Raw genomic sequence first — 16,195 nt, 5'->3', positions numbered from 1 at the left:
CTGTTTGACTTTTTTTCTCACATTATGATTATTGACTATTACAAATAGGACGATACAGGATGTTTTGTATCAAATTTTAAAAAACTTTCGGATGAATGTGAAGTCATTGATACATATTTTGATTTAACTCATCCTGATTTAACAAATGAATTTATTCTAAACTATGATCCTTATGATAATGAAATTTTTGATTGTTATTTTGCTTCTTACGGGTATATAAGAATTAATCCTTTAACACAAGATACATCCTATGATGCAAGACATGGGACAATAGTAGCTAGTTTGGTTGCAGGTGAAACGACAGAACAAGGAGGAACTAGTAATGGTCAATTGTCATCTATTGGGTTTAACACTAAAATGATTGGATATAAAGCATTGGCAGGTAATTATTTGCAACGTGCATATCACGCTTCAAAGGTTATGAAAGCAAATATTATTACTTCATCAGCAGGTGGTTGGAGTTCTTGTCCTGATTTAACTGGTATCGAAGAGGCTGTTGTTAAAGAAATATTGGATAATGGAACAACAATAATAATGCCCGCAGGTAATGGGCAAAATGAAACTCACAATTTTTGTGCTTCTATAGATCCAAATAATCACACAGCTTTTTTCCCACTATCCCCATATTATGATAGTAGAGTCATTATAGTTTCGAGTACGAATGATGAAGATAAACATCAAACATTTAATCCTGATAATCAAGAGATCACTCATTCTCATTATCCTATGGTGGATATTTGTTCGCCAGAGCACGGTATAATGGGGGCTACTTTCACAGATTGTGGTAATAGACCTTGGCCTTATTATGGAAGTAGTGGTGGAACATCGTTTGCCACACCCATTGTTGCAGGAACGGCAGCTTTAATTTATTCAATTAATCAATGTTTGATGCCTCAAGATATTGAGTACATCCTTAAAAATACAACAGACCCAATATCAGATGCAGCAAATTATCCAGGAATGGTGGGAACAGGAAGAATCAATGCATACAAAGCTGTTTTAATGGCAACTACTTATGGAAAGGTTACACCAATAACAGCCAATACCTCATGGGCAGGAGATAAATTTATTAATGACACATTAATTATAGAACAAGGAGCGACTTTGACGATAACGGGAACAGTTCGGTTTTCAGCAGACAGCAAAGTAATTATTAAACAAGGAGGAAAATTAATTATTGATGGTGGAACATTAACGAATGAGTATAACTCCTACTGGCAAGGCATTGAAGTCTGGGGTACATCTACCAAAAACCAATACCCACAAGGATCGCCAACCTATCAAGGCATATTAATTGTTAGAAATGGTGGGACTATCGAAAATGCGCACGCGGGAGCTACTAATTGGAAGTCAAATGATTATGATGCAATTGGCGGTGTTATTCAAGCTACAGATGCTATCTTTAGAAATAACCGAGTGGATGTAGGTTTTGCAACTTACCAAAACTTTGCTCCCTCCAAATCTTATATAAAAGTAGGTAATCATTCCTTTTTTAGAAATACAGAGTTCTTTTCGGATAATGATTATATAGAAGGCTTTCCACAAAGAGATGCTCATGTCACTATGTGGGATGTTGATGGTATTAGTTTTATGAATTGCCATTTTGCAAATAATGTCACCACAGACAAAGACAATAGCACAGCTCCAATGAGAGGGATTTATAGTATTAACGCAGGATATAAAGTAGAAGCAGGATGTGATTACCCTTTTTTGCCAGTGGGGCAGCCTTGCCCAAGTGAGGATTTACTAAAATCCAGTTTTTCGGGATTTAATATGGCAATGGAGGCTTCCGGAGCAAGTACATCTTACACGGTTAGGGTGGAGCAATCTGAGTTTTCCGATAATTTGTGGAATATATTGATAGAGGAAATGGACAATGTGTCTATTAACCGTAATGAAATTGAAGTAGCTGATGCAGGATATACGCTTACTGGCTCAAACACAGGTGCAGGAATTGTTATCGATGCTTCTACCGGGTATATCGTGGAAGAGAATACACTTACCACTAATTTTTCTAATCCTGTGGATTTTGGAATTTTTATTAGCAACAGTGGAGAGGACGATAACCGTGTATATAAAAACAGCATAAACGGCTATGAATATGGAAATTTAGCTACAGGCGTAAACCATAATACAGGTTATAGTAAAGGACTTCAATTTCTGTGTAACAATTTTGAAGAGAACGGAAAAGCAATATATATCGGATTTACCACACAAAATGATGACGGCATACGTTACAATCAGGGAGATTTCGTTAGTCTTTACTATCCTTTGTACATTACGAGTTCAGCGGGTAACACTTTTATCAATAACACGATGGATATTGAGAATTATACAAGTGCAATTCGGTATTTTTATAAAGGAGCAAATGCAGAACCTATTAATAATTCAGGGCCAATTACAGTGGAAGAAGCTACGTTTGCACACACTTGCCTCACCAGTTTTGGAGGAAGTGTGGGTATGAAATCTTCCGGTAATGGTTTAGACAGTTTAGCAAGTGCCTTGGAGAACTACACCTTAGCATACAATAACTTGAATTATACGTTACATACGCTTATTGACGATGGTAACACAGAAGAATTAAAAGAGTATATCGAAAATTATTGGTCTTCGGATGCTTGGACATTGCGAGGAAATTTACTGGAATAATCGCCTTATCTTTCTAGGGAAGCGTTATTGGATGCAGCTTCACTCGGAGTTCTTCCCAATGGCATGCTACTGGAAATATTACTTGCCAATCCAGATGCTACAAAAGGCGAACGATTCTTACAAGAACTTGATGAATCTACACATAATACATTTCCTGCTTATATGAAAGATTATGTAAGGAATAACTATGATGCACTCACTCTACGCACCCAACTAGAAGGCCAAATAGCCTCCATTTATACTCAATTGGTAAGTACGAGAAATTTTGTAAAAAACATTCGAAACTTAGCAGAAACATACAGTTATCAGGAACGTTTGGAAACAGCTTCAATGGGAAACAATTTATCACAAAAGACAGCACTTATGGACTTCTTTATTGAAAATCTGGAATTCGAAAAGGCAGACTCTGTCTTACAAACTGTAAAAACAGATAAAAGATGGAAAGATAATACTTCATTTATCAATCAGATGGATAATTACATCACCTTTAGAGCAAGCCTTGGCAGCAGAAATCTAGCACAACTCACCGTTTCCGAAATTGATTATCTACAAATTCTAGCAGGCGAGGAAGGAAGAGTGGCAGGTTATGCTCAAAACATTCTCTGTTTCTTCTACGGCATCTGCTATGAGAAGAATCTCTTACCAAACACGTCACAACAAAAACCTACATCATTTACGTCAAACACAGCAGAATTAAACAACATCTTGTATAATGTAAAAGTTTATCCTAATCCAGCAAGTTCCTACACAAGTATATCGTGGGATATCTACGACAACTTAAAAGATGCTGGATATAGCGTAGTGGATTTAAGTGGTAGGGAGCAACTACAAGGTAAACTTTCATCCAATCAAGGTGAAGAGGTGATAGACACTAGAGGATTCAAACAGGGGGTGTATATTATTGCCATTTATAACAACGGAGAGTTGAAGGTGAGCAGAAAGTTGGTGGTTGAAAGAGAATGATGTGTTTAAAGATTAACCGCAAAGGTCACGAAGTTAACGCGAAAGTTGCAAGGCTCTGAGCACTTTGTGTCAAAAATCTTAGTGCCTTTTGCGGTTATATGGTAAGATATTCAATGATTTAGAGACTAAATTCATAGTAAGTTCATAGTAAGTTCAATTAGTAAATGTGAAATTTGGTGATATAATAATTGTTTTTTCATTATTTTTGTATTTGTGAAGCAATTTTTAGCCATATCATTTCTTTTCGTATTTCTCACAGGAAATACAGATCTAAGAGAATTAGCTAAATTCCCCATGTTGATACATCATTATGTAGAACACTTGGAGGAGGAAGGAGGTGAATCCATCATTGATTTCATAGCCATGCACTATTCTGACTCTCATCATAACAAAGAAAACACGAGTCATGAACATGATAAATTACCATTTAAATCTATTCAACATAACTTTGCACAATCAGCCATTGATATCCCTATATTATTTAATGGAATAGAAAAAAATGAGTTCATAGATAATGAATACGGAAATATCTTGTATATCCCTAGTCAATACTCCAATAGCTTTCTAACTAAAATTTGGCAGCCACCCCGTTTAAGTTAATCATATTATAAGCTTTCATTCACGCTTATTCTTTCACCCTCAGGTGATAATTAATTATTGATTAACTTTTTATATATGTTAAATAGATTTATTGACTTTTCCATTCGGAATAAACTTATTATCGGGCTTTTTACATTGGCTCTTATCATTTACGGGATTTTTGAGGTAACAAAACTTCCCATTGATGCCGTTCCCGATATCACAAATAATCAAGTGCAGGTAATAACACTTGCTCCAGATTTAGGTGCTACTGATATTGAGCGTCTTATTACATTTCCAATTGAACAAGAAACAAGTAACATTAAAGACATCAAAGAAATTCGTAGTTTTTCTCGATTTGGATTATCTGTAGTCACCATAGTATTTGAAGAACATACAGATGTGTATTGGGCAAGACAACAAATTTCAGAACGTCTTCAAACTATCTCCAATGAAATCCCTGAAGGAGTAGGCAAACCAGAAATGGGACCTATCACTACGGGATTGGGTGAAATTTACCAATATGTTGTTAGACCCAAAAAAGGATATGAAGATAAGTACAGTCTAACGGAATTGAGAACGATTCAAGATTGGATTGTTCGCCGCCAACTCCTGGGTGTAAAAGGAGTGGCAGAAGTCAGCAGTTTTGGTGGCTATCTCAAACAATTTGAAGTTGCTATTAATCCCAATAAACTCCAGTCTTTTGATTTATCTGTTAATGAAATCTACGATGCCCTTGAAAAAAATAACCAAAACACAGGTGGAACTTATATCGAAAAAGGGTCAACTGTTCTTTTCATACGAAGTGAAGGGTTAATTAGTGGAAAAGAAGATATAGAAAACATCCCTGTTAAATCTACTTCAGAAGGCATTCCTATTTTAATCAAAGATGTTGCTACTGTACAAATTGGACATGCAACACAATACGGCGCTTTAACTTATAACGATGAAGGAGAAGTTGCCGGGGCTATTGTCATGATGCTAAAAGGGCAAAACTCTAATGAGGTAATTAAGAAGGTAAAAGAAAGAATAGCGCAGATTCAAGAATCTCTTCCTGAAGGCGTGGTTATTGAACCTTTTCTCGATCGCACTAAGATGGTAAATCACGCTATTCATACAATTGTAGTTAATCTATCCGAAGGGGCTCTAATTGTCATCTTTATCTTAGTGCTTTTCCTAGGAAATTTCCGTGCTGGTTTTCTTGTGGCTTCTGTGATCCCTCTATCTATGCTTTTTGCCATTATTATGATGAATATTTTTGGTGTAAGCGGTAACCTAATGAGTTTAGGAGCTTTAGACTTCGGGTTGATTGTCGATGGTGCTGTCATCATAGTAGAGGCTGTTTTACATCATCTCCATTTAGACAGGAAATATCAAATTAAAGATAAAATCACCCAAGCTGAGATGAATCAGCAAGTAAGCACTTCCGCTTCTCAAATGATTAACAGTGCAGTTTTTGGACAAATCATTATTCTCATTGTATATATCCCTATTTTCACATTGCAGGGTATCGAAGGGAAGATGTTTAAACCTATGGCTCAAACAGTGACCTTTGCTTTAATAGGAGCTTTTATTCTATCGTTAACATACATTCCTATGATGAGTTCGCTTATTCTCAGTAAAAGAATCAAGCACAAGGATACTTTTTCTGATAAAATCATGAAAAAATTGGAAAACATTCATCAACGTGTGCTAAAGAAGGTGATCAACTATCCGAAAACTATCATTACTACTGTAATTGTATTTTTTATTTTCGCGCTCTTTTTATTCTCTCGTTTGGGAGGGGAATTTATCCCATCTTTAGATGAAGGAGACTTTGCGATAGAGGCACGTGTTCTGCCAGGTAGTAATCTTAAAACCAGCATTGAATACACGCAGAAAGCTTCTAAGATTTTATTAGAGAAATTTCCCGAAGTAGAAAAGGTGGTAACCAAAATAGGTAATAGTGAAGTGCCCACAGACCCTATGCCTATGGAAGCTAGTGACATGATTGTGATTCTAAAAAATAAAACAGACTGGACTTCTGCCGAGACAACACAAGAATTAATTCAAAAAATGAGTAAAGAACTCGAGACTGTTCCTGGCTTAAGCATTGGTTTTATGTATCCTGTTCAAATGCGTTTTAATGAATTAATGACAGGAGCAAGACAAGATGTTGTATGTAAAATATTCGGTGAAAACATTGATAGCTTAGCTGCCTATGCGACACGATTAGGAGCTATTGCCAGTACGGTTCATGGTGCAGAAGATATCTACGTAGAACCAGTAACAGGGCTTCCTCAAATTGTCGTAAAATACAACCGGTCAAGCATGGCACAATACAATCTGAATATTCAGGATGTAAACACAATCGTAAATACTGCCTTTGCTGGCCAACCCGCTGGCTTCGTCTATGAAGGAGAAAAACGCTTTGAGCTAGTACTCAGAATGGATGAAAAGCAACGAACAAATGTTGAAGACATTCGAAATTTACTCATTTCAACTCCAGACGGATCTCGCATTCCACTATATCAGGTAGCAGATATAGATGTCGTTTCTGGCCCAGCTCAGATACAGCGTGAAGATGCAAAAAGACGTATTATCGTTGGATTCAATGTGCGCGGAAGAGACGTACAAAGTATTGTTCAAGAATTACAACAAAAAGTAAAAGCCGAAATCAAATTACCTACTGGATATTATACTACCTATGGAGGTGCTTTTGAGAATCTTAATCAAGCAAAATCAAGACTTCTGATTGCAGTTCCAATCTCCTTAGCGCTCATATTTATATTGTTGTTTTTTGCCTTTCGTTCCATCAAAGAAAGCTTATTAATTTATACCGCCATTCCTTTATCAACAATTGGTGGAGTTATACTGCTTACTCTTCGTGGCATGCCCTTTAGTATTAGTGCAGGTATTGGCTTCATTGCTCTATTTGGTGTAGCCGTTTTAAATGGAATTGTATTGATTTCTGAGTTCAACAGACTCAAAAAACACGGAGAAACAGATTTAATCAAAATCGCCTTACAAGGAGCTAAGACGCGTTTACGCCCTGTACTCATGACTGCTTTTGTAGCTTCTCTTGGGTTTTTACCTATGGCTTTAAGTAATGGAAATGGTGCTGAAGTACAACGCCCTCTTGCCACTGTAGTAATTGGCGGTTTACTATTAGCTACATTCTTAACCCTAATTGTTCTACCAATCCTTTTTATTCAATTTGAGAAAATCAATTTTAAAAAGATGAAAACACCAGTTCCCATAATTCTTGTCTTAGTTAGTTTGACTGTTACAATGCATTCTTTTGGACAAACTATTACACTAGAACAAGCCCAGAAAATGGCAGAGAAGAATAATCTTTCCATTAAAAGCAGTGAATTACTCGCAGAGTATTATGCTAAGCAGAAAAAGGCTTTCTTGAGCATGCCTCAAACTCAAATAACTGCTGAAATTGGTCAAATTAACAGTCCCAGCATAGATAATAAACTTGGTATTTCTCAGGCATTTAACTTCCCAACTTTTTATGGACAACAAAAGAAATTATATGCTCAAGAATGGGAGACTGCTGTACTTTCAAGCAATCTCAACAAACTGGAGACCCATAAATTAATAAGTCAATTGTTTTACCATGTGATTGTATTGAGATATCAAGAAGAAAATCTCATAAAGGTTGATACCATTTACGCTGAATTTCTTGCAAAAAGTAATTTAAAGTATGAAAAAGGAGCAAGTAATCTTCTAGAAAAAACCAGCGCAGAAATACAACGAGAAAACGTAAGAAATCAGCTAAATTTATTAGAAAGCGAAATAGAATTAACTAAAATTCAGCTCCAGCTTGTGCTAAATTCACAAATAAGATACGAACCTCTTTCCGATTCTATTATTGCACCACTCGGGCTTATTGACAAAACAAGCAGCTTAGAAAATCACCCTTCTATTTTGGTGTCACAACAAGAAATAGAAATGATAAAAACACAAGTGAAATTAGAAAAATCTAAACTTTGGCCAGAGCTTTCTTTGGGTTATTACAACCAGAGTTTTAGAGATTTAAATAATCAGCGCTATAATTCTATTGAGATTGGAGTCGGTATTCCTATCTTCACTAGCAATCAACGCGCACAAGTGCGTGGTGCAAAACAAAAAATAGCTTTATATGAGAATGAAATCGAGCTCAAAAAAGCTACACTGAACAGTGAATTACAAACTCAAATGGAACGTTTGAACACGCAACGTGCAATTATAGAACGCTATCAATCATTACAATTGCCAAAAGCACAACAAATCTTGGAATTATCCAAACTGCAATTAGATAGTGGTGAAATCAGTTTTATGGAATGGGTGTTACTCAATAACCAAGCTATTGAAATTCAAAATAACTATTTTGAGGCAGCAACCCAACTTAATCAAACTATTATTGAACTCAATTATTTATTAGCAAAATAAAATTAAATATGAAAAATTACATCATTTTCTTTATATGCTCATTCCTTTTAATAAGCTGTAAATCAAATCAAGAATCTGATCACACCAATGATTCAGAATATACAAATAGACTTGTATTAACTGAAAAACAGATAGAAACCATTCAAATTAGTTATACAGAATTAGATCAACAAACAGTAACACAAACTTTAAAATTGAATGGGAAAGTAGAAATACCACCTCAAAGTTTAGTTTCAGTGAGTAGTCCTTATGGAGCATATATCAAAGAGATTCATGTCTTGCCTGGAAAAAGATTCAAGAAAGGTGAAATCTTAGCTGTAATAGAAGATAATCAATTTATACAGTTACAAGAAGATTATTTAGCAAGCAAAGCTGAACTAGAACGAACCACTTCTGAATATAACCGTCAAAAGGCATTAAATGAGAGTAAAGCAAGTAGTGATAAAGATTTTCAGCAAGCAAAAGCAAATTATACTGCACTCCTGGTTCAAGTTAAGGGATTAGAACAAAAGCTCATATCTATCTCTATTAATCCAGTTACTGTTTCTGCTGAATCTTTGCAAAGAACTAGTAATATTTATGCGCCTTTTGATGGATATGTAACAGAAATTTTTGTGAATGTGGGGAAATATGTATCTCCTTCTGACGTCATTTTTGAATTAGTAAATCCGAACGATATTCAATTGAGTTTAACTGTTTTTGAAAAAGATTGGGACAAAGTAAAAATAGGAGAAAATGTTATCGCTTTTACAAATAGTAACCCCGACATGAAATATGATGCACAGATTATTATGGTAGGAAAAAATATTTCTAGAGATAGAGCAATTGAAGTACTAGCTAAATTTAATGAATATGACGACAACCTAATTCCAGGAATGTACATGAATGCAAATATTGAAATTATTGGAGACTCTTCGTATGTGTTACCTGATAAATCCATTCTATCCTATGAAGGAAAAAATTATGTTTTTGAGAAGATAGATGCGCATACATTTGAAATGATTGAGGTACAAACAGGTCTTATAGGAAATGGTAGAACAAGCATTAAGAATATAGATAAATTAAAAGGAAAAGAGATTGTTTTAGAAGGAGCCTACACCCTACTTATGGAATTAAAGAAAGGAGAAGGAGGGCACGACCATTAGGCTATTTTCCAATAAATATGAATGTTTTTCGAAAAAAAAATCTATTTTTACGACTGAACTACATTTTACATTCTTATGAGAAGAAAAATATTACTATATCTACTAGGAATAAATAGTCTACTTTTTATAACAACAAAAAAAGTTAATGCACAAAACTATTTAGGGGTAATTAATAGCAACTATGCTGGTATCATGGGAGCTGACCTACAACCTGCGTCTATTGTTGATAGTCGATTTATTGTAGATGTTAATCTATTTAGCTTCAGTTTTGAAGCATTTCAAAATGCAAAGTATTTTGACCCTTCAGCCCTTCCAAAAAGAAATTGGCCATATTCCTTGAGAAAGGATACTAAATGGATGGATGACAAAAATCTATATGAGAAATATTTTCATAATTATCAAGATTATAATAGTCCACTTGCAAAACCAGCAGGTGCTTATGTAAACTTCCAATTAGATATATTGAACTTTATGTTCCATATTAATCGAAAAATTGCTTTAGGTTTTTCTTCTAAGCTTCGAGTTATCAATAACATCGATAATGTGCACCCTAAAGTACTCAAATTAGCTGAAGAAGAGTTAGATTATGAACAACTTTGGCATACAGATATCAATGGCTCTTTACTTTCCCAGAATGCTTTGGCTTGGATGGAATATGGTATCAACTATGCACAGGTTGTAATGGATAAGGATGAGCATTTCTTAAAAATAGGAGGGCGATTAAAGTTTAATCAAGGAATCTTCTCTTCTTACATCAATGCAGGGGATTTATCTTTTAATTTACACGATAAAAAGTTAGCTGCCGATATCAAAGGAAGAGCAAGTTTTGGCTATTCTGATAACTTTACCAAGTTTGTCGGAGGGGATGACGACGACGGTTTCTCTCTTAATAATTTCTTTAAAATGACTTCTAAAATTGGTGTAGGAGGAGATTTAGGAGTTGTCTATGAATGGCGCCCAAAATGGAAAGATTATAAGTATGATATGGATGGAAAAATAAATCTATGGAGAAGGGATCGCAATGCCTATGAGTTACGTGTAGGAGTTTCTTTATTAGATTTAGGTGGAATGAGATTTACCAAGGCAGATAAGAGTCGAGATTTTACAGTAGATGCAAAAAATGTAGATTTAAAAATATTTGATGGCACAAATGATCTTAAAAAATTTGGAGAAGTTATAGACAGTTTAATAGCAAATGATCCACAATGGAAAGCAAGTGAAGACACTGCACAGACCTATTATATGCATACTCCAACTACATTAAGTTTTCAAGTAGATTATCATATTTGGAATGATTTCTATGTAAATGCAACAGCGTTTATCAATGTGAATAATAAGAAAAATCCACACAATGTTAGAAATGCAACCCGTTTCTCTATCACTCCTTCTTATGATTTTAGATGGTTCGGTATAGGAATCCCTATTTCATACGGCCCATATAGCAAATTCATGTTTGGTTTAGGTCTGAGATTAGGTCCATTAACTATTGGAGTTCCTGATTTTAGGACGTTAATACCATTTGGAAAAGTTAACGGAGCTGGTATTTATGCTGGTTTACGTGTACCAATTCCTTATGGACATCCTAGTGACAGAGATGGAGATAATGTTTCGGATAAGAAAGACGTATGTCCAGATGTGCCAGGTGTATGGGACTTTTTGGGATGCCCAGATACAGATGGGGATGGCATTCCTGATTCTGAAGATGATTGTCCAATGACTCCAGGATTAAAAGAATTCAATGGTTGTCCCGATACAGATGGGGATGGTATTCCGGATAAGAATGACGATTGTCCAGATGTGGCTGGTTTACCACAATTCAACGGTTGCCCAGATACAGACGGAGATGGCATTCCTGATAAAGATGATAAATGTCCTGAAGAAGCTGGTTTAGCGGAATTTAATGGCTGTCCAGATACAGATGGAGATGGTATCCCTGACTATGAAGATGCTTGTCCTGATGTTCCTGGACCAAAAGAATACGATGGCTGTCCAGATACAGATGGAGATGGCATACTTGATTTCTTAGATGAGTGTCCACACGAACCAGGACCAAAAGAAAACAATGGTTGTCCTTGGAAAGATACAGATGGTGACGGTGTATTAGATAAAGACGATAAATGTCCGAATATACCTGGACCAAAGGAAAATGATGGTTGCCCTTATACTGATACCGATGGAGATGGTGTTCCTGATAAAGATGATAAGTGTCCTGAGACTCCTGGACCAAAAGAAAATGATGGATGTCCAATTATCGAAAAAGAAGTAGAGGAAGTGTTACAAACTGCATTTGATAATCTTGAATTTGAAACAGGTAAGGCTATTATTAGGCCTTCATCATTCCCTTCATTACTTGATCTAGCAGAAGTGCTGAAAAAGAAAGAAGAATGGAATCTTCAAATTTCTGGTCACACAGATAATGTAGGTAACTCACAAAGCAACATGGTACTTTCTAAGAAACGTGCCGAAGCTGTACGTGATTTCTTATCAGCTCAAGGAATTGACATGAAGAGATTTAATGTGCTTTACTTTGGAGATACACAACCAATTGATTCAAATGACACGCCTGAAGGCAGACAAAGAAACAGACGTGTGGAAATGACAATTATTTTTAAATAAAAGAAGAATTATTACTTTTAATGCCCATGTTAGTGCATGGGCATTTTTTTATATAAAATCACGATGATGAAAAATATCATATATATATTTTTAGTTTTTATAGTTGCAAGTGGATGCGAACAACAAGTTAAAACCATTACAGAAGTAAAAGAAAATCCAAAAGATACTACGGAATTAATGGATCCTTTTATTCACTATGAGAATGCCAAAAAAATGGCCTATCTAGATGAAAGAGCAACTTCTATGACTCGTATTGAATCTCTAAGCTGGGAAAGACAAACTCCCGAGTATGGTTCAGAATTTACGCAAATAGAAGCTTTTCTTGATGAAAATGGAAATCCTATAAAAATTAATGAATATTTTAGAGATGGGGAAGGTCAGCCAGAAGGAACTAGAATCTATTATTTAGAGAATAACAAGATAATTGCTTTTCTGGAAAAAAAAGATATCTGGGTAGATGAATACAATACCCAATATATTGAGAAGCGAACTGTCTTTGAAAATGGTGAATCAGTATTAACTCAAGAAAGAAGTTCCAGTTACTATGAGTCTATTCAAGATTCAATTTGGAAGAAAATACCTACTGAAAGTCACTCACTTGAAAAGGTTGAACAAATTCTTTCTGGAACTGGAAGATTCCAGACTCATTTTATAAGTATTGTAAAAGGAGACCAATTGTTTCTATTATTAGGGGAAAACAAACCCGAAACCATGAATCGATATACTACTGCAGTAATGGTAGAACAAAAAACCCCTTTTATTGAAGATTTATTAAAGAATCTAGACAAATATAAATTTAGACCTGTTAATATTTCATTTAAAGTAATCGGAGGAAATGACCAACCTGAATTTAGAGTTTTGACAGACATTTCATGGAAAAAATAAATTTATCTTTCACAGTGATTCATAAATCTAAGTACCTTTGACACATGATTGATGAAATAATAGAATTAGCATTTAAAGAGGACTTAGGAGATGGAGATCATTCTTCTTTATCTTGCGTTCCAGAAGAAGCACAAGGAAAAGCTAAGTTATTAGTAAAGGATAATGGGATATTGGCTGGAGTAGAATTCGCTCAACAACTATTTCACTACTACGATCCTGAACTAAAAGTTAATATCTATAAGAAAGACGGTGAATATGTAAAATTTGGAGATATCGCCTTTGAAGTAGAAGGTGCTTCTCGTTCTATTCTCGCGACAGAAAGATTAATCCTCAATTTCATGCAACGCATGAGTGGTATTGCTACTCTAACACACGAAATCGTACAACTTATCCAAGGAACCAACGCTAAATTATTAGATACCCGTAAAACAACCCCAGGAATACGTGCATTAGAAAAATGGGCTGTACGGATAGGCGGAGGACACAATCATCGTATGGGTCTTTACGACATGATTATGCTCAAGGATAATCACATTGATTATGCGGGTGGTATTGAAAATGCTATTCGGAGAGCAAATCAATACAGAAAAGATCGTAAGCTAGCTATTAAAATTGAAATTGAAGTTAGGGATGAAAATGAATTAAAACAAGTATTAGCACTGCCTGAAGTTGACAGAATTATGCTTGACAATTTCACTCCTGAACAAATTAAGAAAGTAATTCATTCTATTCCATCTCACATCGAAACAGAAGCATCTGGTGGAATTACCAAAGAAAATATCCGGGCATACGCAGAAACAGGAATTAATTTTATTTCCTCAGGCGCACTTACCCATTCGGTGAAATCTCTAGATCTTAGTCTAAAAGCTGTTTATTTATAACTCTCTATATGATACAAATACAAGAAAAATACCTTCTCGAAGCTATCAACAAACTTAATACTATTAGTGAAGAAGAAGCTATGCAGGTTTCTGAAAAACACACATTATCACAAGAAGCGTTAATGGGTTACATTTTTGCTTCAGTGATTGAGTCTGAAAATGAAGAACTTGGAGAATACTTAGTTTATTACTTTAACTTATTTCTAGAAACTTGTTCTTTACAAGGTGTTAAATTAAACACTATCGACGAAGCAATGATTGATACTTTTCAAGAAGAATATATACCTGCACTTGATGAATTTATGGAAACCGATGATGAAGATCTCATTGCCGCTATTTGTAATCAACCCGTATTACTTTCATTTATAGCCCAAGAGATACAAGCTACAGATGAAGAGGGACAGCTATTCTCAGATGAAATGGCTACCCAGGTTTTTGTAATGAGCGTAGCAATGATCGGATTAATCAATAAAGCTATTATAAAAGCAGAAGCATGACACCCGAGGCGATTATTCAAAGAATGTTAGAAAAGGATGCCTTCTCACAATGGATGCAACTGGAAGTTCTTGAAATCCGCCTAGGTTATTGCAAATTAAAAATGACTGTCTCTCCTGAAATGGTCAACGGTTTTCTCATTGCACATGGAGGAATCACCTATAGCTTATCTGATTCTGCATTAGCATTTGCGTCAAACTCTTACGGAAAACAGTGCGTAAGTATAGAAACATCCATTTCCCATACACGTCCAGTAAAAATTGGAGATACATTAATCTCTACATGTACAGAATTACACCGTGGAAAAACGATTGGAATTTATGAGGTAGTGATTCATAACCAAGAGGAAAAACTCGTTGCTTTATTTAAAGGGACTGTTCATATCTCCGATCGTGAATGGTCGTAATCTAAATGAGTTAGGATAATAATCCTTTCTATTTTTTCTTGGGATAAGCCTGTTCATACTGTTTCGGATAATCAATATTTTCTCGAAGTTTTTGAGCTGCTTCTAATGGAAAATATGGATTCCTTAATAACTCTCTAGCCATAACAATGAAATCTGCATCACCATTAACCAGAATAGACTCAGCTTGCTCTGCTGTTGTAATCATTCCAACTGTCGCAACAGCTAATTTATTTCCATTTGAACGTTTAATCTGACTTGCAAAAGGAAGTTGATACCCAGGGCCAACAGGGATCTTCACATGAGGTAAGGTTCCTCCCGTCGAAACATCTATAATATCTACTCCAACTTCAGCTAATCTGTGAGTCAACCATATAGAATCATCGATACCCCAACCTTCATCTACCCAGTCTGTAGCAGAGATACGCACTGATATGGGTAAATCAGATGGCCATACCTGCTTCACCTCTTGAACGGTCTCCAATAACATGCGTGCACGATTTTCTATACTTCCACCATATTCATCCTCTCTTTGATTACTAATGGGAGACAAGAATTGGTTCAAGAGATATCCGTGAGCACTGTGTATTTCTATCAACTGAAAGCCAGCTTCTAATGCACGCTTTGCCCCTATCGCAAATGCCTCTTGGACTTCTTGTATATCAGACAGAGTCATTTCAATAGGCAATGGCATATCTGAATCAAACTTTATAGCAGAAGGAGAAATTACATCCCATCCATCTTTTTGTTTGGAAAGCACTCCTCTATCTCTTCCTGATATCCAAGTGCTCCCCTTTCTTCCTGCATGTGCTAATTGAATTCCTGGCACTGCCCCATTCTCACTTATAAAATTTGCAATACGTTTTAGCCCTGGAACATGCTCCTCCTTATATATCCCCAAATCTCCACTAGCAATTCTACCTTGTGCAGTAACAGCTGTTGCTTCGACAATAACTGTTCCGGAACCTCCAATAGCTCTTGTGCCGTAATGTACGAAATGCCAATCATTGGTGTATCCATCCACAGCAGAAAACATACACATAGGAGAAGTGACGATTCGATTTTTAAATGTAATTGACTTGATTGTATAAGGCGAGAATAAATGTGACATACCAATTTATGTATTATACAAATCTATTCATTTTTACATGAAAAGGTCT

At 35.5% G+C, this 16,195-nt stretch carries 11 protein-coding genes; 10 read left to right on the top strand and 1 reads right to left on the bottom strand.

The window, feature by feature from the left end:
* Positions 1-153 precede the first annotated feature (153 nt).
* The 10 genes from M9897_02850 to M9897_02805 all read left to right on the top strand — a co-directional run bounded on the left by M9897_02850 (position 154) and on the right by M9897_02805 (position 15,038).
* Positions 154-2,649 carry a S8 family serine peptidase gene (locus M9897_02850; GenBank protein ID MCO5267816.1) on the top strand — a complete coding sequence of 832 codons (2,496 nt, stop codon included), beginning with the start codon at positions 154-156 and terminating at the stop codon, positions 2,647-2,649.
* A gap of 27 nt (positions 2,650-2,676) precedes the next feature.
* The gene (locus M9897_02845) at positions 2,677-3,612 is read left to right on the top strand and encodes a T9SS type A sorting domain-containing protein (protein MCO5267815.1); all 936 of its coding nucleotides are present in this window, start codon (positions 2,677-2,679) and stop codon (positions 3,610-3,612) included.
* A gap of 213 nt (positions 3,613-3,825) precedes the next feature.
* A complete protein-coding gene (locus M9897_02840; GenBank protein MCO5267814.1) occupies positions 3,826-4,212 on the top strand; it encodes a hypothetical protein in 387 nt (128 codons plus the stop codon).
* 75 nt (positions 4,213-4,287) lie between these two features.
* A complete protein-coding gene (locus tag M9897_02835; GenBank protein MCO5267813.1) occupies positions 4,288-8,610 on the top strand; it encodes a CusA/CzcA family heavy metal efflux RND transporter in 4,323 nt (1,440 codons plus the stop codon).
* An 8-nt stretch (positions 8,611-8,618) separates the two neighbouring features.
* Complete coding sequence (locus M9897_02830) at positions 8,619-9,755, top strand: efflux RND transporter periplasmic adaptor subunit (protein MCO5267812.1); 1,137 nt, start codon at positions 8,619-8,621, stop codon at positions 9,753-9,755.
* A 75-nt stretch (positions 9,756-9,830) separates the two neighbouring features.
* A complete protein-coding gene (locus tag M9897_02825; GenBank protein MCO5267811.1) occupies positions 9,831-12,371 on the top strand; it encodes a DUF5723 family protein in 2,541 nt (846 codons plus the stop codon).
* Between the two features lie 66 nt (positions 12,372-12,437).
* Positions 12,438-13,256, top strand: coding sequence for a hypothetical protein (locus M9897_02820; GenBank protein ID MCO5267810.1), 819 nt, complete (start codon positions 12,438-12,440; stop codon positions 13,254-13,256).
* A gap of 44 nt (positions 13,257-13,300) precedes the next feature.
* Positions 13,301-14,137 (top strand): carboxylating nicotinate-nucleotide diphosphorylase, encoded by an 837-nt coding sequence (gene nadC / locus M9897_02815; protein MCO5267809.1) that lies wholly within the window; start codon positions 13,301-13,303, stop codon positions 14,135-14,137.
* An 8-nt stretch (positions 14,138-14,145) separates the two neighbouring features.
* Entirely contained in the window at positions 14,146-14,634 is a 489-nt protein-coding gene (locus M9897_02810) for a hypothetical protein (GenBank protein MCO5267808.1), read from the top strand.
* Complete coding sequence (locus M9897_02805; GenBank protein MCO5267807.1) at positions 14,631-15,038, top strand: PaaI family thioesterase; 408 nt, start codon at positions 14,631-14,633, stop codon at positions 15,036-15,038. Before M9897_02810 ends, M9897_02805 begins: the two co-directional genes overlap by 4 nt.
* Before the next feature lie 28 nt (positions 15,039-15,066).
* On the opposite strand, the gene M9897_02800 is transcribed toward M9897_02805, so the two are convergent.
* On the bottom strand, positions 15,067-16,146 hold the full coding sequence (locus M9897_02800) for an NADH:flavin oxidoreductase/NADH oxidase (GenBank protein ID MCO5267806.1): 1,080 nt from the start codon (positions 16,144-16,146) through the stop codon (positions 15,067-15,069).
* Between the last annotated feature and the right edge of the window lie 49 nt (positions 16,147-16,195).

This window comes from Brumimicrobium sp., assembly GCA_023957385.1.
Lineage (GTDB): Bacteria > Bacteroidota > Bacteroidia > Flavobacteriales_D > Crocinitomicaceae > Brumimicrobium.
The sequence above is the reverse complement of the archived record's forward strand: the minus strand, read 5'-3'. Positions and strand labels throughout refer to the sequence as shown.

Coding starts and splice junctions, on each gene's coding strand:
- M9897_02820 (MCO5267810.1), top strand. CDS start 12,438: ATGAAAAATATCATATATATATTTTTAGTTTTTATAGTTGCAAGTGGA.
- M9897_02825 (MCO5267811.1), top strand. CDS start 9,831: ATGAGAAGAAAAATATTACTATATCTACTAGGAATAAATAGTCTACTT.
- M9897_02810 (MCO5267808.1), top strand. CDS start 14,146: ATGATACAAATACAAGAAAAATACCTTCTCGAAGCTATCAACAAACTT.
- M9897_02830 (MCO5267812.1), top strand. CDS start 8,619: ATGAAAAATTACATCATTTTCTTTATATGCTCATTCCTTTTAATAAGC.
- M9897_02835 (MCO5267813.1), top strand. CDS start 4,288: ATGTTAAATAGATTTATTGACTTTTCCATTCGGAATAAACTTATTATC.
- M9897_02800 (MCO5267806.1), bottom strand. CDS start 16,146: ATGTCACATTTATTCTCGCCTTATACAATCAAGTCAATTACATTTAAA.
- nadC (MCO5267809.1), top strand. CDS start 13,301: ATGATTGATGAAATAATAGAATTAGCATTTAAAGAGGACTTAGGAGAT.
- M9897_02805 (MCO5267807.1), top strand. CDS start 14,631: ATGACACCCGAGGCGATTATTCAAAGAATGTTAGAAAAGGATGCCTTC.